The sequence below is a fragment of the Paenibacillus antibioticophila genome (assembly GCF_000455265.1).
Taxonomy (GTDB): Bacteria; Bacillota; Bacilli; order Paenibacillales; family Paenibacillaceae; genus Fontibacillus; species Fontibacillus antibioticophila.
In genome coordinates this window covers 190,982-210,513 of the sequence record NZ_HG005139.1, presented here as the reverse complement: position 1 = coordinate 210,513, position 19,532 = coordinate 190,982, and the positions used below count along the sequence as shown (strand labels likewise).

At 50.5% G+C, this 19,532-nt stretch carries 16 protein-coding genes; 1 reads left to right on the top strand and 15 read right to left on the bottom strand.

The features are described 5' to 3' along the window. Window positions 1-46: 46 nt before the first annotated feature. The 6 genes from TX85_RS00930 to TX85_RS00910 all read right to left on the bottom strand — a co-directional run bounded on the left by TX85_RS00930 (window position 47) and on the right by TX85_RS00910 (window position 7,127). Entirely contained in the window at window positions 47-1,135 is a 1,089-nt protein-coding gene (locus tag TX85_RS00930; RefSeq protein ID WP_044477273.1) for a sensor histidine kinase, read from the bottom strand. Beyond that, window positions 1,128-1,829: a response regulator transcription factor gene (locus TX85_RS00925; RefSeq protein ID WP_044477272.1), complete on the bottom strand. Its 702-nt coding sequence runs from the start codon at window positions 1,827-1,829 to the stop codon at window positions 1,128-1,130. The genes TX85_RS00930 and TX85_RS00925 overlap by 8 nt, the downstream gene beginning before the upstream one ends. Further along, complete coding sequence (locus TX85_RS27165; RefSeq protein ID WP_222860693.1) at window positions 1,826-1,975, bottom strand: hypothetical protein; 150 nt, start codon at window positions 1,973-1,975, stop codon at window positions 1,826-1,828. The genes TX85_RS00925 and TX85_RS27165 overlap by 4 nt, the downstream gene beginning before the upstream one ends. 179 nt (window positions 1,976-2,154) lie before the next feature. Next, window positions 2,155-2,673, bottom strand: coding sequence for a VanZ family protein (locus tag TX85_RS00920; protein ID WP_044477271.1), 519 nt, complete (start codon window positions 2,671-2,673; stop codon window positions 2,155-2,157). Between the two features lie 39 nt (window positions 2,674-2,712). Then, entirely contained in the window at window positions 2,713-3,603 is an 891-nt protein-coding gene (locus TX85_RS00915) for a D-Ala-D-Ala carboxypeptidase VanY (protein WP_044477270.1), read from the bottom strand. Between the two features lie 197 nt (window positions 3,604-3,800). Then, a complete protein-coding gene (locus TX85_RS00910) occupies window positions 3,801-7,127 on the bottom strand; it encodes a chitinase N-terminal domain-containing protein (RefSeq protein ID WP_044477269.1) in 3,327 nt (1,108 codons plus the stop codon). 226 nt (window positions 7,128-7,353) lie between these two features. Between TX85_RS00910 and TX85_RS00905 the strand changes: the two genes are divergently transcribed. Beyond that, complete coding sequence (locus tag TX85_RS00905; protein WP_044477268.1) at window positions 7,354-8,943, top strand: bifunctional metallophosphatase/5'-nucleotidase; 1,590 nt, start codon at window positions 7,354-7,356, stop codon at window positions 8,941-8,943. 61 nt (window positions 8,944-9,004) lie between these two features. Here the strand turns inward: TX85_RS00905 and phnE (TX85_RS00900) are convergent, their stop codons facing one another. From phnE (TX85_RS00900) to TX85_RS00860, 9 genes are all read right to left on the bottom strand, one after another. Next, entirely contained in the window at window positions 9,005-9,811 is an 807-nt protein-coding gene (phnE, locus tag TX85_RS00900) for a phosphonate ABC transporter, permease protein PhnE (protein ID WP_044477267.1), read from the bottom strand. 21 nt (window positions 9,812-9,832) lie between these two features. Beyond that, window positions 9,833-10,648 carry a phosphonate ABC transporter, permease protein PhnE gene (gene phnE, locus TX85_RS00895; RefSeq protein ID WP_044477266.1) on the bottom strand — a complete coding sequence of 272 codons (816 nt, stop codon included), beginning with the start codon at window positions 10,646-10,648 and terminating at the stop codon, window positions 9,833-9,835. Further along, window positions 10,641-11,426: a phosphonate ABC transporter ATP-binding protein gene (gene phnC, locus TX85_RS00890; RefSeq protein ID WP_044477265.1), complete on the bottom strand. Its 786-nt coding sequence runs from the start codon at window positions 11,424-11,426 to the stop codon at window positions 10,641-10,643. The genes phnE (TX85_RS00895) and phnC overlap by 8 nt, the downstream gene beginning before the upstream one ends. A 119-nt stretch (window positions 11,427-11,545) precedes the next feature. After that, complete coding sequence (locus tag TX85_RS00885; protein ID WP_374705669.1) at window positions 11,546-12,646, bottom strand: phosphate/phosphite/phosphonate ABC transporter substrate-binding protein; 1,101 nt, start codon at window positions 12,644-12,646, stop codon at window positions 11,546-11,548. 863 nt (window positions 12,647-13,509) lie between these two features. After that, window positions 13,510-14,181 carry a PIG-L deacetylase family protein gene (locus TX85_RS00880; RefSeq protein WP_044477264.1) on the bottom strand — a complete coding sequence of 224 codons (672 nt, stop codon included), beginning with the start codon at window positions 14,179-14,181 and terminating at the stop codon, window positions 13,510-13,512. Further along, complete coding sequence (locus tag TX85_RS00875) at window positions 14,178-14,495, bottom strand: DUF1806 family protein (protein ID WP_044477263.1); 318 nt, start codon at window positions 14,493-14,495, stop codon at window positions 14,178-14,180. Before TX85_RS00875 ends, TX85_RS00880 begins: the two co-directional genes overlap by 4 nt. Window positions 14,496-14,584: 89 nt before the next feature. Further along, window positions 14,585-15,061 carry a nuclease-related domain-containing protein gene (locus tag TX85_RS00870; protein WP_049894743.1) on the bottom strand — a complete coding sequence of 159 codons (477 nt, stop codon included), beginning with the start codon at window positions 15,059-15,061 and terminating at the stop codon, window positions 14,585-14,587. 72 nt (window positions 15,062-15,133) lie between these two features. Continuing rightward, the gene (locus TX85_RS00865) at window positions 15,134-18,721 is read right to left on the bottom strand and encodes an ABC transporter permease (RefSeq protein WP_044477261.1); all 3,588 of its coding nucleotides are present in this window, start codon (window positions 18,719-18,721) and stop codon (window positions 15,134-15,136) included. A gap of 3 nt (window positions 18,722-18,724) precedes the next feature. Then, window positions 18,725-19,426 (bottom strand): ABC transporter ATP-binding protein, encoded by a 702-nt coding sequence (locus TX85_RS00860; RefSeq protein ID WP_044477260.1) that lies wholly within the window; start codon window positions 19,424-19,426, stop codon window positions 18,725-18,727. Between the last annotated feature and the right edge of the window lie 106 nt (window positions 19,427-19,532).

Here is a 19,532-nt window from a genome sequence, read left to right as displayed (position 1 = left end):
ATAGTTATTTATCGGCAAGGATCCGCCGCGGCTTAATGTACATAATTTATTGCGTTGGCAAGCGCACCTCAAAATCCGTGCGGATCACATCGCTATGGACAGAGATAGAGCCTCCATGCTGTTCCACGATATTCTTGGCGATGAACAATCCCAGGCCGGTGCTGCCTTCCTTATGCGTTCTCGCGCGGTCGCCGGTGAAGAACATTTCAAAGACATGAGAAAGCTCGGCCTCAGGTATCGAGTTCCCGTAATTCGTAACTGTAATGACAATCTCCGCTCCTTCCAAGCGGCCGACGATATCCACATATTCACCATCACTGCCGTAACGAACGGCGTTGGACAGTATATTTTCAAATACCCGAGCCAATAGCTCTCCATCCCCGAATGCCACTAGTCCTGAATCGAATTCAAGCCGGGCCGTCAGGCCGTTCTTCTCAAACAGAGGAACTAATTCTTCCGCTAACTGGGTCAGCAGCTCCGTCAGATCAAGGGTTTGCCGATTCATATTCATCTTCCCGTAATTCATCCGCGTAATTTCAAACAGCTCATCGATCAATCGCTCAAGGCGCTGTGATTTGGTATAAGCAATCGTCAAGTAATGCTTCATTTGCTCGGCAGTCAGGTCCTTGCCCTGCAGGATGAAGTCCAGATACCCGATGACCGAGGTGAGCGGCGTCCGCAAATCATGAGCCAGATTCAGCACCAGCTGCTCCTTGCTGTTCTCCGCAAAATCGCCTCGCTGAAGTGCTTCCCTCAACTGCTGCCCGGCCAGATTAATGTCTCTGGCGATATCCCCGAACTCGTCGTTGGACGGAATGACGACATTACTCGCAAAATCTCCCCCTGCCAGCTGGTTGATCCCGCGGGAAATCTCCCGGAAATAGCCGACATAGCGCCGGCTGAGCAGGAAAAAGTAAATGAAGGACAACGGAAAGAAGATGATCAGAAACACGTTGATATCGCCGATCTCCCTCATGATTTGACGGACTTCAAACATCGGATCCTCACGGTAAAGCGTATGGTAATAGCGTTGCAGCCCCAAATAGATGAGAAAGGTGGTGAATGCTGACAACAGCATGCTGAGCCCAAACAACTGGATCATTTTGAAACGGAAGCTTCGTAGCGGTTTAGCCATTGAATGTATACCCTACTCCCCAAACGGTTTTGATCAGCTTATTCTTGTGCTGGTCCTCGCCGAGCTTCTTGCGCAAGGTCCGGATGTGCACCATGACCGTATTCCCGCCTTCATAATATGCCTCGCCCCACACCTGCTGAAAAATATGCTCCGAGCTAAACACCTTCTTCGGATGGCTGGCCAGCAGCATTAATATATCGAACTCCTTCGGTGTCAGCTCAATCGGCTCGCCGTACAAGAAAGCCGTTCGCTGCTCGGGAAATAGACGAACTCCCCCTGCTTCCAGAACGGATACGTCTGGTGTTGAAGCCATCGAAGGGTTCAAATGAATGAACCTGCGCAATTGCGCATTTACTCTTGCTACCAGCTCCATCGGATTAAAGGGCTTTGTCATATAGTCATCCGCCCCGCGGACGAGTCCGGTGATTTTATCCAGATCGGTTGTCTTGGCGCTCAGGAAAATGATCGGCAGATGATACTGCTCGCGAATTTGCCGGGTCACCTCATAGCCATCGATCTTCGGCATCATAATATCCAGGATGGCCAGGTCGATGGGCTGTGTTCGAATCACATCAAGCGCCTCCTGGCCGTCGCAGGCCTTCATACAGCGATAGCCTTCTTTGGACAGATGCAGCTCAATCAGGTCGGCGATTTCCTCCTCGTCGTCCGCAATCAGAATCGAAATCGGTTTCATAGCTTCGTCTCCTTTTCAAGGACAGCATAACCGAGACTGCCTGCGATTTCAATGACCAACCCATGAGCAGGCACATGGATAATCTGATCTTGGGTCATCACCAATCCCACCCTCAGAACAGCAAGCTCCCCTGCAGATGGAATCAAAACATACCAACCGCTCCTCTAACGGACATTTTGGATTGTTAGCAAGCCTTTTCAGACTATTTTGATCGCTAACGGACATTTTCGTTACTTAGAACGCTTAATCAACCCTTTCCCCTTCAAATCTATTAGCTAAGTGTACAAAATGTCCGTTAGATTTCCATCGTCATCAAAGATTAGTTCTAAGAGGATGTAATGTCCGTAAAATTCGGTAATCCGTTGATTGCCCTAGCTATGACGCTGAAGCTAAAGTAACCGATAAGCCCTCCAAAGGTATTCAGCAGCAAGTCGTCCACATCAAACTGGCCGATTCTCAATAATAGCTGGGCGCACTCCAGGAAGAGGCTCATCAGAAAAGAATATATTAGAGTGGCCCGTGCAGGAGTCTCATTCTTTTGCAGCATGATTCCGGTGAACAAGCCAAAAGGAACAAAGATCGCCACATTGCCAATCAAGTTGAAGAGACTATGGCCCGTCATCAGCTCCATCGTTCTTGTTATTTCTCTAAACGGCACCAGATTCCCCGTCAGAAGTCTCTGATAGACCAGTCCAGGATGGCTCAAGCTGCTATACAATTGGTTCCATAAGAACCCCGGTTCAACGTTCTGCATCTTGAACAGGATAATCTTCACCAGCATGAACAAATAAATAACAAATATAAGCCGAATCCCGGCATGGATTATTCTGGATGAAATACTCATGCGACCATCTCCTTGCCTTCCCAAGCTCGATTGTATTGCTTACTCCGCAACCGTCACAATGATGCCGTCTATATTGTTGCCGGAAAGTGAATATTTTCCTTGTGCGGGTATATAGATGACCTGATCTTCCGAAACCGGGTAATAAAACACCCGATATTCTTGCCCCCCTACTGTTGCGCTCATACTTTTCCGCTTCTTTAACTCATCAAGATATTGTTCGAGAACCAGGCCTTCTTCCTGCATAATTGTACTATGAGGCTGACCTACATACCGGAAATGCCAGGGCTCGAACCGAATGCCCGTGATGTCCGTCTTGTCTTCGGGATAGCGCAATATAAAGCCGTACTCCCAGGCATGCTTCTTGAGCCACAGTCCTTCAGGCGCTTCGCTCATCTCGCCTTGGGATGAACCGATGTCCAGCGACAGACCGAGGTTATGCTCGCTGAATCCGGCAGGCAGCGCCCACTTGGGGCCCATTTCGCGATACAGCTCGTCCTGCTTGCTCTCATCCCGGTACCCGCTGCTGATCAGAAAATGATGAATGCCCTCCTTGCCCGCTGCCTTAACCATCGCGGTAAAATGCTCAACCAGCCGCGGTGATAACATAATGCTGTTATCCAGGACACCGAAACCATCGATCAACTCAGGATTCTTAACCAGGCTTACCGCTTCCGTCTCAGGATGGAGTCCTTCGGGCACCGGATAATCCTTGTTCACCAGGAGCAGGTCCCCTTCATAGATCATGGACTTGCTTACTTCGATCGTAAACCCCAGTTCTTTCGTAAAAGTCTCCGGTTCCAGCATCTGATCATTTTGCTCCGCAGGGACGGTCAGCTCTCTATGCCATTCTTCAAGCGTGCTCACTTTCAGCTTCGCAAACCCAAGCCCCAAGAGCAGCAGGATCACCAGAGAAATCAACCACTTCTTCATATGCGTACTTCCTCCATACCTTTTCTTCTTCCTTAAGGATAAGAGGAACTTTTTAAAAAGAACGGATGGTAAATCTAAAGTTTTTCTTAAGTTTGTTCTTATGGAGAACCAAATGTGGAGAACCAAAAAAGAAAGGCCAACCGGCTCCGGGTTGTCCCGGTCCGATCGGCCATTCACAAGTCATGTGTTAAATTTGCTTAAGCGGCGTGCTGCGGCAGGAAGCCCCCTGCTCCTACACGAACCTGAATACGGTCGCTAAGGGTTACGCCTGCGGCATTAATCCATTCAGCATAATATTCATAAGTGCCCGGCGCCCGGTCATGGATCTCAGTGACAGCGCGCTGCATACCCGGCGAAGCGCTGGTCAAAGCCTGGGTGTCGATCAATACGCCGTTCTCATAGAGACGGTACTCGGTGGCATTCGTCCCCCACCACAGACTCGCGCTAAGCTGGTAGCTGCCATCTCCGTCCCAATTGTCATGCGACAATACCGGCTTGCCCGGTGAAGCATCCGTCACCATTACGCGAAGGGGCTCCGACTGCGATGCGCCCCAGGCATTGACCAATTCGCCGACATACGTATATACGCCGTTTGCCTTTCCCGTAATATCGACAGAAGCCGTCTGCATCGAGGGGGAAGCCTCCGTCAATGGGACGGTCTGAATCAAGACGCCGTCTTCATACAATTTGAATTCCGACCCGTTATTTCCCCACCACAAATTCATGGTCACCTTATAATCCCCGTCTCGGAGGCCGGTATCATAACCATTATTATCTGACAGTACAGGTTTGCCCGGGGCAGCGGCGGCATGCGGCTGCTTCACCTGGAATACGGCCCGGTCCGAGGCCACGTTGCCTGCGGCGTCCTCTACGCGGTATTCAATGACCTGCTCTCCTGCTCCCAGCTCCTTGGCGCTGATCGTCTGACCCTCTTCAATTGGCTGGCCGTTGAGGAGAAGCTCGCGGGCAATGACCCCGGAGAGCTCGTCCGTGCTGCGAAGCTCAAACTTCAGGATATCCTGCTCCCATACGTCTCCGATTCGGTTCCCCGATTGCGTCAGCGTTACGGCGGGCGCTGTCTTATCCAGCTTGATTTCTATCGTCTTCGCCTCTTCAACCACACCGCCTGCAGAAGAGTAATATTGAATGACGTTGATCCCTTCCCTGCCGATATCCACAGGACCCGAGTATACGGACTCAGCTCCCTCATTCAACCGATAGGTTGTCGATACCGGCTCCGAACCCGCAGCCGTCAGAGTAAGGGCCACATTCCGGTTAAACCAACCGTTCGAATTCGGCTGTTCTGATAGAACGGCAGTGGTTGCCGGGGGGACATGGGCCTGCGCAAGCGAAATATCGTTTATCCCCCGCACCTTCAATTGATATACGTCTCTAAAGATCGAAGATACACCTTGAAGATTGACAATCTGTCCCTCTTCATAGGGGAAGTCTGCGAGTGCCAGACCCGTTCTGGCATCCACGCGAACATGGTTGCTGACTCCATTCGCGCTGATCGCATCAAATTCAAAGGAACCCGATGGAGATGCCGTAATGATATTGGTGATCTCCACCTGGTGGAGTGCGATCAGTTGGCCTTGATTGGCAGCATTTACGGTATCGACCGCGACTGCCTCCGGCAGATCTGCCGTCCCGGTCTTTTCGATCAAGACCGGGCTCGTTAATTCGAGTTCAGTGTTATAGAGGGCTGTTGAGGCCGTAAGCTTGACCACATCTCCTTGATGAAATCCCGTACTGCTCTGATACACATAGACTCCGCCGGTAGCGTCCTGCAGATAGAAGGTTTGTCCTCCATAGATACCCGGCTCAGTCGTTACAGTACCTTGAACCGTGATCAGACTTCCTTCCGGCTTGCTTCTTCCTTCCGCAATCGTAATCAATTCCGGAAGCGAGCTGCCTCCATCCGGCAACGGTTCGGCAGGCACATTATCCAGCGTCACGGATTGGGTCAACAGATTATTGCCATTCTGCCGCAAGCGAAGATTGGCCGCCCCAGAGGTGCCCGGTTTGATGCGCATCGTTAAATCCTTATAAGCCCGTCCTTGACTATCAGCAGTCAGGCTGAAGGTGTCCCCGTATCCATAAGCGGTTGGCCAGGTTCCGTCCGCTTTTTGCGTCATGGCCACCTGGGTTCCTCCCGTCAGGTAAATCCCTGCACTAAAGCCGGTCACCGTTGAATTGGCAGGCAGGTTCTCGATGAGAACGCGAATCTGGAACTCTGCTGCATTGGGAAGTACAGATTGGCGGACAAAGCTGTAGACTGGCGAAGCATTCACTCCAGCACCACCATAGGAGCCCGGCTTGAAGGTCGAGCTGTCCCACCATTTATAGCCGGCGGCCGGTGCAGACCATGGTTCAGGCTGGGGCTCCGTTGAAGCCTCAGGCGCTTCGAAGGAATGCAGCTCTGTCGCCTCGTCCAATTGAAGCTCATCGACTTGTGCCAGACTTGTATAGCTCTCCTGGTCTGCCAGCCAATTCATCAAATTGACTAACAAAATGGCATCATCCTGCTCCTTGAAGCCATCATAGGTCGTCTTTTTAGCTCCTGTCTCTTCACGCAAATATTTTGGCGTTGCATCTTCTACCGGCGAGGAATCACCGATGAAGGCCGCTTTACCCAATCCAACCTTGGCTACGGCAACATAAGGTCCCTCATCCATGCCGCCGCCGTTATATACGCCCTGATCGACCGCATTTCCCCATGCCTCATTCGTCTGTGGGAGATACACAATGCCCTTGGCCTTGGTCGGATCGGTAATCGCTAGCGTAGAACCGGCGTGCATCGCAACTCCGTCAACTCCCTCGGTGATTCCGAACGCTTGATCGGGCTCTACAATATGATTAGCCGTGATGTCGCCCAATGCGTTATACCGGAATCGAACTCCGAAATTGTCTGCGAGCCAATCCGAGCTGACGACACCTTGCATGGCCTCCGAGTTTCGCTCTTCCGTGCTCATGCCCTTAGTCGGATCCTCCCAAGCCCCTCTGCGATACCCGTTGAAAGCTTCAGAGCCGTCCCAGCGGTTCTTGTTACGGTCGGCATTATAGTGATCACCGATGAAGAAAATACTTCCGCCGTTTTGTACATATTGCTCCATCGCAACCTGTTCGCTCTGCTTGAAGGGAATGTTTGGCTCCGCGATAACAAATACAGAATAGCCGCTTAGATCGCTGTAGGTAATCGGTGTTGACTTGCGCAGCTCGGCGACATCAAATCCGTCGGCCGCCAGTGCTTGTCCAAAATCGGAAAACCCGCCGTCGATCACCCAGTCTGCGGCACCTGCGGTCTGGGCATGAGTGTTGTCAAAAAGAATTTTCTTGCCGGCATTCTCATTTACCACTTTGGCAGCAATGTAGGGTGCGGGATCGTTCGGACCCTCGGCATGCACAGGTGCGAGAATCGCGCCCAGCTCCAACTGAATCGTAAATGCCAAGGATACAGCAAGTCCGATCCGCAGCCACTTCTTCCCGATTTTCTTTCCAAGCCTAACCAGCTTTCTGCTCATAATTTCCCTCCCATGAGATTAAGAGTAGTTTAACACCCTTATTTTGGCATGCGATTATTAGCTAAAAAGTAAGGTTATGTAAAATTTAAAGAAATATATTTTTCTTCCCATCGGCATCCTAACAAAAATAACACTGCGTTTACCATGCCGCTGATGTAGTTGTTTATAATAGCTGTATTCCATTCAAGTTCCACATTTATCTGATCGGCATGGGAGGCAGCCATTGATGGCATCTATAAATTCTATAAATCTGACGATTCTGCATACGAGTGATATTCACGGCCACCTGTATCCGACCGATTACCGCGGCCCTGGTGATAAACCGCTTGGCCTTGCCAAGCTGTCGCGCCTGATTCAGAAAGAGAGAAGCCGGAGCACAAATATGCTCCTGATCGATAACGGAGACTTGCTCCAAGGAACGCCGCTGATGTATCACTATGCCAAGTTCAACCGCCAAGGTCTGCACCCTGCAGCCAGAGCGCTGAATGCGCTTGGATATGATGCAGCCGTGCTTGGGAATCACGAGTTCAATTACGGACAGGACCTGCTTCGACAGGCGATCAGCGATTCCGATTGCCCCTGGCTATCTGCTAACATCGTAAACAAGGCTGATGGCAAGCCTGCATTCGGCAAGCCATATCGGATCTTCGAGCTGCCGCAAGGCGTCCGCATCGCCCTGCTGGGGCTTACCACTCATTTCATTCCAAATTGGGAGGAACCAAATCACATCGGAGGCTTGTCCTTTATTGATGTGCTTGATGCTGCTAAGTACTGGGTAGACAAGATTCGTTACACTGAGCAACCGGATGCGGTGATTTTGAGCTATCACGGGGGCTTCGAACGCGATCCCATAACTGGTGAAGCAACCGAGCCCTTAACCGGCGAAAATCAAGGCTATGCGATATGTGAAACGATCGAGGGTGTCGACATCCTGCTCACCGGCCACCAACACCGCCTGTTAGACGGGGAGATTAACGGGGTAGTCATTACGCAGCCTGGCAGTGCCGGACAAGCGATCGCAAAGGTAGAGCTGGAATTTCAGGCGACTCCAGAAGGGGGATGGCGGCTATCGAGCAAATCCTCCTCTTTGCTTCTTGTAGATGAAGCGGATCAGGCCGATGAGGATTTTCTGTCTCTATTTGCTGAGGATGAACGGCAAACGCAGCATTGGCTTGATCAACCCATAGGCCGCACCGAGGGAGATCTCTCCATTCCCGATCCGTTTACAGCCCGTCAGGCAGATCATGCCTTTACGGAAATGATAAATTGGATTCAAATGGAGGTGACCGGGGCCGAGCTCTCTCTGGCTGCCATCTTTACCAATGAAGCCAGAGGCTTTGGAGAATTAATTACTATGCGCGATGTAGTGTCCAACTACATTTATCCAAATACGTTAAAGGTTGTCCGTATGCGAGGCAGCGACATCCGGGACATGCTGGAGCAGACGGCCCGATACTTTGAGGTGAATGAGACCGGTGACGGACTATGCATTGCGCCGTCTTACCTGGAGCCAAAGCCGCAGCATTTCAATTATGATATGTGGGAAGGCATCGACTATACGCTCGACATCTCAAAGCCCGTCGGACACCGGGTGGTCAGACTGGAGCGCCACGGAGCACCTCTTAATCCGGAGGCAAGCTTCGATGTCGTCATGAACAGCTACCGGGCTGGCGGTGGCGGCAATTTCGACATGCTGAAAGAAGCACCTGTCATTCGTGAAATTCCTACCGATATGACCGAGATTCTCGCGGATTACATTTCCCGGGCGGGCGTGATCCAGGCGACTTGTAATCACAATTGGGAGGTTGTCTACTAAGTTCATCTAATCCATATGAAAGGGCGGCGCCAGAATAAAATTTTCTGACACCGCCCTTTTTTCACCCTTTTACCAGCTTGGTCCGAAGCTTGTTGGACACCCACTCGATGATCAGAATCAGAATAACCAATCCGATCAGAATCGCCCCGACCTGATTCCACTTATACCCGTTCATGGCAAAGATCAGCGGCGCACCGATCCCCCCTGCGCCAACCAGGCCCAGGATGGATGCTTCGCGCATATTCATATCGAACCGGTAAATCGTTACCGAGAGGAACAACGACATCAATTGCGGCAAGATACCGTAGCGTACCTTTTCAAAGGTCGTGCAGCCAATCGAGGTCATGGATTCGAGCACCTTGGTATCCAACTCCTCGATCGCGTCCACATACAGCTTGGATAGCATTCCAACCGACGTGATCCCTATCGTCATCACGCCCGAGAAAGGCCCCGGACCGGAGACACGGATAAACATCAAGCCATACACGAGAGCCGGAATCGTCCGGATGAAGATCAGCAGCAGGCGGGTAAGCCAAGCCACCGGCTTGGGTACAATATTTGAAGCAGCCAGAAAGGCAAGCGGAACGGATAAGACCGCCCCTACAATCGTGCCCAAGAATGCAATTGCTATCGTCTCCACCAGCAAATACAGTACACTTTGTTTTGAGACGCTCAAGAGCAAGTTCAAGTCGGGATTCAGAATTCCGGTTATAATATTCTGAGCGATGTTCAGACCGCTCTGATTAATATCCTTCAAATTAACAGCAGCAAGCGACCAGGCAAACAGCGTAATAATAATCACCGTAAGCGTCAGCACATACCGCATATTACGCGGGTGAGCCTGAAGTTGCTTCTCGATCGTCGTCACTCACGAACCTCCTCTCTTTCATCAAATCAGCTTTTTGCGGAAATGCTCACTAACCGTCTCGATCAGATAGACCGTGATTACCAGTGCCAAAATGATCATCCCCACATTCTGATAATCACGCCAGCCCAAATCCTCTTTAATCAACAGGCCAACTCCGCCCGCACCCACGTATCCCAGGATCGCCGCATAGCGTACATTCCCCTCAAAGCAGAACAGCGAATTCGACAAATAGCTTGGCAGCACCTGTGGAAACAAGGCATAGCGGAATGCCTGAATTCTTGTCATCCCGATGGATTCCATCGCTTCAAATGGACCCATATCCACATTTTCAATCTGCTCATACAGCAGCTTGCCCACATAAGATAGCGTAAACAGCAGAATTGCTACTACGCCCGCGGTTGGTCCCAAGCCAAAGATGAAGGTAGCAATCAAGGCTGTAACCAGGGTTGGCAAGGTACGCAGCAGGCTTAGAACAATCTTGAAGAAGGCGGTCACAAACCGGTTTGGAACGACATTGGAGGAAGCCAAAATCGCTATAGGCAGTGCAAGCAGCGCGCCGATCATCGATCCGATAAGCGACATCTGCAGCGTGTCTACAAGCGCTCCCCACAATTTAGGAAAGTACGCCCAATCCGGCGGGAACATCTCGCCGATCATCCCGAACAGCTTGCTTATTCGCACAAACAATACTTTCAAATCAAAATTCGTAAATTCCACGGACAGAGCAACTGCCACAATAACGAGCAATAGAATCAGCGGCGTGCGGGAGCGTTTCTCCAGAACGATTTTGCCGTTCGGAAGAATAACCTTTTTAGGCGGAAATAGTTTGTCATACATAAGCAATCCCTGCCTCCGCTTGGACCGACATTTCCTCCTCAAAACGACCGCCGTAAATTTCGCCAAGCACTGCCACAGTGACCCCGGAGGCCTCCCCGTCAAAGACAACCTCGCCCTGACGAATGCCAATAATGCGGTCGGCATATTCCAGTGCTACCTCGACATGGTGAATATTCATAATGACCGAGATATTCATCTCCTGGTTAATCCGTTTGAAATCATCCATAACCATTCTGGACGTCACCGGATCAAGCGAAGCAATCGGCTCATCCGCCAGAATAATATCCGGATTCTGAGCAAGCGTCCGCGCGAGTGCCACCCGCTGCTGCTGACCGCCTGACAGCTGATCCACACGAATATAGGCCTTATCGAGAATACCTACTTTATCTAATGCCTCCAGTGCCTTGATCTTGTGATCCTTCGTGAAGATTCCGGTCAGCTTGCGCCATAGCGGCAGATCAGGGACAAAGGAAACCAGCACATTCTTGATCACGGAAGTTCTCGTCACCAGATTGAAGGATTGAAAAATCATGCCGATTCTCCGGCGGAACCGGCGAACCTGGCTGCCCTTCAGCTTCCCTACATCCACGCCATCCACATGGAGCCGGCCTCCGGTAATCTCATGCATTCGATTAATGCAACGAATCAGTGTGGATTTCCCCGCTCCGGAGAGACCGATGATGGCGACGAATTCGCCCTGCTCGATGGACAGATTTATATTTTTCAAGGCTGTTGTTCCGTTTGCGTATTTCTTCTCCACCTGTTTGAATTCAATCATGGCATAAGCTCCGATCCTTTAGTCTGCGTAAAAACGTGAAAAAATGAGGGCATCACGTTGCCATGATGCACTCATTTCATTCCAAAGCTTCCCTTTGACTTTCTCGCCTTGATCCTGGATTACTGCTTTTGGCTCTTGATCAGCTCTTGAGCCTTGCGCTCGTTGTCGTAATCCGAGGACTTTGCTTCCTGGTAGCCTTCATGACTGTACACGGCGATCACTTCTTTTCCTTTGTCTGTCTGAGCAATGGCAATGAAGGCCTTTTGCAGGGCAGACTTGAATTGATCATCCATCAGCGAAGAGTTTTTGCTTACGCTGATCGTATCGTTATAGATTCCTTCCGTAACACCGATCACATTCGTCTCATCCCAGATCGAAGCGGAACGGCTGAACTCGGTTGTCCATTTTTCTTCATAATCTCTTCTTGCATCAGCAAAAGCCACAATGATATCCACTTGACCGGCCGCCAGACGGGCGAACGAGCTTCCGTAAGAGTCCGAAGTCACTACATGCTTCAGATCTGTGATGCTCTTGTCGTAGTTCTTTTGAAGCCACAGTGTCGGGTAAATGTAACCCGCGGAAGAAGAAGTGGACATGACTGCCCAGTTCGCGCTGTCCAGGTCTTCCCAAGTCAAGGATTCGCCTGCATTCACCTTTGCCGCCAGCTCTTTGCCCTTATCCGTTGGGCCTGCGATGGCAATTGAACGGTAGTAGGTTGCTTGTTTGTCTGTAGGTGCTGTCGGCTTATTGTCGTTCCAGTCCTTCGGATTGTCGGAATCGTTGGACAGACCTGCACGGGTAGCAGTCAGAATCACATCCGCACCGTCATCGTACAGGGCGTATGTTCCGCCCGGGATGAACCCGATGTCCGTCGTCCCTGCTGTCAGCGCCTCACCAACCGCCTCATAAGTCGTACCTACATCGATCGTAACTGTTTCCACGTTATAGCCTTCAGTAGCCAGTTGCTCTTTCAACAAATCCTTCAATGGGTCTGTTGCCGTAATGATTTGGTCAGGGTCCTTGGATGGAACAAAGCTGACCTTAAGCTCCTTGATCTCTGTTGCAGAAGGCGTTGCTTCTTGCGCCGTATTCGTCTGAGGGGCAGGAGTCGTGTTATCTGCTGCCGCTCCGTTATTTGCCGTGTTTCCGTTAGCACCGCATCCTGCAAGAAGGCCAACCCCTAATGCAAATACTGCAGTTAACATCCATCTGTTTCTCACTATCAAATACCCCCACTTTTTATAATTCGGACTCGCCGAGTGTCTTGTCTCTCGAATGCAAACCCAAATTCATCATACAAGCCCTTTGTTATGTAATGATTATCTGCCTGTAAAAATTTTGAAGCGTCCATTTACATAGCGTTGACCTTGCGAAAACAAAAGTGGTCGAGGGAGCTGGCGTGCTTGCAATAGCGCGGCGGGCGCAGCAGTATAAAGCCTGCTAATGATTCTGCGTGGGGGGCAACGTGCGAACTCTTCACATTTATGCCTTTCTAAGCAGGCTCTTGACTCGGCTTTATAGTTGCCTTGACACACTATTTCATTACTAACAGCAACTGCGTAACACTGCACCCCATCAAATACGGATCGCGCACATTTAGTGAAAAAAAGTTACTTAAATTTCGTGAAATTGGTGGAAATGCGTATATAGTGAAATTTTTTCGCTTAAAGTTGGCTAAAACGTGGGTTTGGCTAATTACTGGAGATTTAAGGTAAGTTTTTTCACTAGAGATGGATTTGAGCGCAGAATGAAGAGTTTAAGGTAAGTAATTTCACTGGAGCATGACCGGAATGAGGTTAATCAAGAAGGAGAGTGAATTTCGGAGCAAAACCGGAGATACCAACCGGACAAATGAAGTTCGACGCAAGGCCAGGGCATCCTTATGGTTTGGCCATGTGCAAACTGCATTTTGTAGTTAAACTGCAGAGCAAAGTAGTCAGGGCAAAAGTGTGAAATGAATCTGAAGAAAGAACAACAGCGATCGTAAGATCATTTCACACGGCTGCCATCCCTACGTGCTAAATGCTTGTGCACTGCCTGCCACAGGCAGCAAGCTTACTATAATTAACTGCTGCCATGCCTTTTAATGTCTGACAAAGTATTCATGCTTTCCGAATTGGGCGATCGCTTCGGCATCCGGCAGCCATACCCATTCATCCAGCTCCGATTGACAGCGGTGTGCCCGAAAGGCAGCCAGCTTGGCCTGGAATTGTCCCGAAACATCAATCTTCACAACATCGTTGCGCGTGTAGCCATAACGCTCCGGTTGAGCCATCATATTTCCATACGAAATATAATAGAGGCCGCTCTGACAGCCTGATTGCTCATAGGCAATACGAGTAGCCCGGCCGATGGCGCAATGATCGGGATGTCCTCCCCATTGTTCGTGGAAGGTTAGCACTGCGTCCGGTTCGATCTCCCGGATGTATGTCTCAATTCGAGCGGTAAGCTCCGCTTCTTCAATGAATTCCACCGTCTTGTCACGGATATCCAGAAAATGAAGATGGGCAACGCCCAGATGACGGCAAGCCTCTCTCAGCTCTTCTTCCCGTGCGGCTGCAATCGTCTCGCGGTTCAGATAAGGCGGATTTCCCATGCGGCGTCCCATTTCTCCGCGCGTGGCGCTAATCAGCGTAATCTCGGCACCAGCTGCGGCGTACTTCGCCAAAGTGCCCCCGCAAATAAATGTCTCATCGTCGGGATGCGCGAATACTGCAAGCAGCTTGTTACCTGCCCCTAGCAAATCCTCTTTCATTCGGGAAATGCCTCCCTTCCCAAATGAAGTGCTACATCCATACGTCCATGATCATCGTAGCCAGCCAGTAACAGATGCCCTTCCGAGTCGACCTCATAATGGGTCAATCCTTCCATACGCAGCCAGCCCTGCTCATCAAAGCGAAACGCCACACGGTATGAGCCTCTTTCTCCTCCTGCGACGCGCGCTTCTCTCAAGTTCATCCTGAAGTTCCGGACAAATACATAAGATGTAGCTTCACTATGCACATATACCTTTTCCCCAACGAACTTCTGCAGTTCATTTTCTACCTGTTGCCGTTCAATTGAAATCATATCGTCATTCTACCTTCTTTGCTCAAAGTCATCCGTCTCATTCTAGAGAGGTTCATGTTCGTTCAACGATTCTATTATAGCACCGAGACCTATGTGCGATTACCCTTGTTTCCCTTGGTATTTGTAAGAATTCTATGAACATGCTGGTTGCGAATGGCTTGATCGGTGATATTGGACTTTAATAAACGATCATAAATTGCATCAATTTGTTCCGGAGAAAGGGATGGCTCTGAGTTCTCCAGCTTCAGCCTTGTTAGCTTTTGTTTTAGAGGATTGTACATTTTGAATCGATTGCTTACACTCCATTGTTGGTCCGTTCGCTTCCCTTTGATTTCTCCATTATAATTTTTCGTTTCAATAACAAATAGACAATAAGGCGAAATAACAACGTGATCAATTTGGGAAAAGCCGGTACGAGACTTGTTATTAGGAATGAGCAGATCGCTAAGTGATTTACATTCCCGAGGAAGCTGATCCAGTTGAATATTAATCTTATGTTCGCCAAGCTCTCCGATTCTGGTGGATTCTACCCATTCGATACAAAGGGCAAGAATTCCTCTCTTCAAAAAAAAGCCCCCCAGTCTGCCGAAACGGCTTTTCCGGAAGGGCTTCTTCTATTTATAAGGATACGGCTTCTTCTATTCCACGCTCTTCAGCGCTTCCACCATGTTAATCCGGTTTAGGGTGCGATTGGTCATGCGGTTGACTATAATCGCAAAGCAGAAGGTAATCGCCGCTGAGAACAGATAGCTGATCGGCTTGACATGTACGGCAAAGTACATTGACGGCATATTGAGTGCCGTGGTCAAGAATCCGCTCAGAATTCTTCCAACCGGTAATCCGACAAGAATACCGATGAGCGTTAGGATCAACGATTCCTTGTTCACGTATGAATGTACCTCTTTATCATAAAATCCAAGCACCTTGATGGTGGCAAGCTCCCGTGCCCGCTCGGAAATGTTTGTGTTCGAGAGTGTAAACAGCACGACAAAGGCCAACCCGCCTGCCATCGCGGTAATCAGCAGCACCACGGCATTAATCAGATCAAATCCGAATTCGTCGATCAGAGCCGCTTTGCTTACAGAGGAGAGAACAGCGTCATTCTCCAGCAGCTCATCCGCATAAGCGGCTTGGTCAGCACGCGGAATGTCTGTAAAGTGAGCCATCACGGCATTCGGAGCGTAAGAACCGAACAGCTTTTCGTACAGCGATTGCGTCATGTAGACGTTATTTCCCAAATAATTCTGAACTACATCCAAGACCACAACCTCACGCTGCACCAGATTCATATCCTGCAAATAAAGAGCGTCTCCCGATGACAGCCCAAGGATCCGGGCCGCGCTGCGGGTAATCAGAATCCCCTCATCATCCGGATCGATCTGCTTGCCGTCCAGATTTTCAATATGAATATAATCCCTAAGGGCATTACGCTCTGTAAGAACCATTAACTGCACTTTTTCGCCCTGCTCATTCTTATTGATTGCCTTGACACTCTCGATTCGGAGGTTCACCGTATCCTTGACCCGGCTATCCGCAGCCATTTTCTCTACAATCGCATCATTCGCATCGTCTTCGAATACGGCCATCAAATCATAACGGTTGATCTGCTCATACTGCTTCGGCGCCAAATCGGCGATCGAATCCTTAATGGCAAAACCGCAAAGAATCAGGGCGGTACAGCCCATAATCCCGCCAATCGTCATAAACAGACGTTTCTTGTAGCGGAACAAATTCCGGACCGTTACCTTGTTCAAAAATTTAAACCGATTCCAGACGGTTGGAATTCGCTCCAGAAAGACGCGTGAGCCTGCGCGCGGCGCCTTGGGACGCATGAGTGTTGCAGGCATTTTAACCAGCTCGCTGCGGCAAGCCAGCACGGTAGCACCAACAATTCCGACGATGAACAGCAGTACGCCTCCAATGCCGTAGAGCAGATCGAACCGCAGCTCATAGTATGGCAGGGTATACAGGTCCCGCAAGATAACAGCTACAAACTTCGGCATAAACACAAAGCCAAACAGATCGCCCAGGACACCACCCAAAAGGCAGGCTAACAGCGCAAAAAGAATATACTTGCGGTAGATCGCCGCATTTCCAAAGCCCATGGCTTTATACGTACCGATCAGTCCGCGTTCCTCCTCCACCATTCGAGTCATTGTCGTGAGACTCATAAGAATGGCAACCAGCAGGAAGATAACGGGAAAGACCCTTCCGACCGCTTCAATAGAGGAGAGGTCACTGCTAAAACTGGAATAGCTGTCAATCGACGTGCGGTCCTGAACATACCACTGGGTCATATCCAGGTTATCCAGTTCCTTGTAGGCGTCAGCCAGCTTCCGCTCGGCCTCTTCCTTTTTGTCAGCATATTCCTGCTCTTGTCCCTTCAGCTCCGCCTCGCCCTCGGCAAGCTCTTCTTTGCCTTCTGCGATTTCCTGGCGGGCATCGTCAATTTTATCCTTCGCCTCCGCCTCCTCGGCATTCAGCTTGGCTTCCCCTTCGGCGAGCTCGGCCTTTCCTTCGGCAAGCTCGGCTTTTCCGGCTTTAAGCTCGGCCTTTTTCGACTCGATCGTCTGGCGGGCCGCCTCAATCTCTTTCTCCCCGGCCTTCAGTTCTGCCTCCGCTGCTGATAGCTGTTGTTCACCGAGTTCCCGCTGCTCCGCAAAGGCATTCTTCTGCTGATCAAGTGTCTGCTGGCCGCCGATGATCTTGCCCATGCCGAGTGCGGCCCGAACAGCAGCATCACCTTGTGCAGGCAGGGCAGCAGCGAGCGCGCTGCTCTCTTCCCCGGTGCCGGTTGCAATCGCCTGATCATCCGCACCGTTCGCAGCCAAAGCAGCCGCCGCATTCACCAACGCGTTCCATTGCTCCTCCGGCCAATAGTCGCCAAAGGCAGCCTTCAGCGAAGCAACCTGGGGCTCAAGCTGTGCGCGCCCTGCATCCAATTGCTCCTGGGCCTGCTTCAACTGTTGCTCAGCCGCAGTAAGCTTCGCTTCCGCCTGTTCGCGCTCCTTGGCCAGCTGCTCTCTGCCTTCCTTCAGCTTCCGGGCATTGGCATTCAGCTCGCTTTCTCCCTTGGCAAGCTGAGCCTCCCCTTCAGCCAATTGCTTCTCCGCTTCGGCCAGCTTCTTCTTCGAGCTATTAATGGCGGCACGAGCATCGGCAATTTGCTGTGCTGCGTTCTTCTCTTCACGGACAAGCTTGTCCTCGCCCTCGGTCAATTCCTTTCTGGCGGATGAGATTTCGTCCCATGCATCAGCAAACTTCTGATCTGCCTCCGTGAACTTCTCGTCCATGGTGGTTTCGGCATCTGCTATTTTTGAGCGCGCTTCTTCCTGTACCGATTCATATCGCGCCTGCTCCCGCTGTGACTTGATTCGGCCTTCAATCTGGCCGATAGCGGCCTGCACAGCTTGATCGTATTCTTCGCTGTAAGTGTCCATTTCCTTTGTTCCCGCCAACACCAGATACGCAGCCGTATAAATCTTATGGTCCACATCATCGGCAGTTACAAAAAAGATAAAGTCCGTAGAAGTATTGGCCCGAAAAATATTACCCGCTCCGCTTCCCTGTATATCCATCGGGTCCAGGACAACACCTGTAATCGTAAAGCTAGATCTTACGAGACTGGAAGCTTCCTCATCCTCCATATCCGTCTCTACGTCGAGCTCCAAGTCTTGCTCCAGCGTACCGACTTCGTCTGACGATGCATCCTTTTGATCCGCCGCTGCCGGAGACTCGGTCTTCTTATCTTCGCCTTCCTCTGTATCCTCCATCAGTATCAAGGTATCCCCGATCGACTTGCCGCTTTCCTCCAAATACTTCTTGGTCACGGCAATTTCACCGGCTTGGCCCGGCAAGGCTCCCTCCAGCAAGTGAGGCGCATTTAATCCCTTCGGACTAAGCATCTTGACTTCCGTGCTCTTGCGAATACCCTCGACATCGGTGTAGATCGTCTCACTGTATCCGCCTTCTGCCTGCTCGATTCCATCAATTTGAGCTAGTGCATCCAGATCTTCATCTGTTAATCCAAGGGTCGACATCACCCGAATATCAAATAACTGCTGCTTGTCATAAAATTTATCCGCCGAATAATACATATCGAGACAAGCGGCGTATAAGCCGGTCAGCATGGCCACGCCGAGCGCCGTAATGAACGTAATGGATAAGAATCGCTTCCAGCCCTTCTTGATCGAACGCAGGATGTCTTTTTGATAGGCCTTGTTCATCGTTTACCACTCAATCTGCGCAATCGGTACAGGCTGCTCATTGTGAACAGTCTTGACCACCTTGCCGCTCTTAAAATGGATAACCTTATCTGCCATCGGCGCGATTGCAGAATTATGCGTAATCAGGAGCACCGTAATCTTCTCCCGGCGGCACGTATCCTGAAGGAGCTGCAGGATCTGCTTGCCTGTATTGTAATCCAAGGCTCCGGTAGGCTCATCGCATAGCAGGAGCTTGGGATTTTTAGCTAAGGCCCGGGCAATCGATACCCGTTGCTGCTCCCCTCCGGACAATTGAGCCGGGAAGTTGTTCTTGCGGTCGGCAAGTCCTACCTTATCCAGCGTGTCCGAAGCACTCAGGGAGTTCTCGCAAATCTGGGCCGCCAGCTCAACATTTTCCAATGCCGTCAAGTTCGGAACCAGATTGTAAAACTGGAATACAAAACCGATATCCGTACGGCGATAGCCCACCAGCTGTTTCTGGTTATACTTCGAAATGACTTCGCCATCCACAATCACATCGCCGGTCGACGCCGTATCCATGCCTCCCAGGATATTCAGTGCCGTCGTTTTACCGGCCCCGGAAGCCCCCAATATGACGGCAAGCTCGCCTTGTTCAATCGAGAAGTTCGCATCATCCAATGCCCGAATTGCCACGCCCTCTGAGGCGTATTCCTTGATGACCTTGTTGAATTCGATATATGCCACTTGATTCTCTCCTTTTGCAAAGGGTGATTCAACACGCAACCCATTGACTTTTATCTGTTAATATAATAGCTTAAAGACAACGTGTTGTTTTTACAACCGTCAGTTG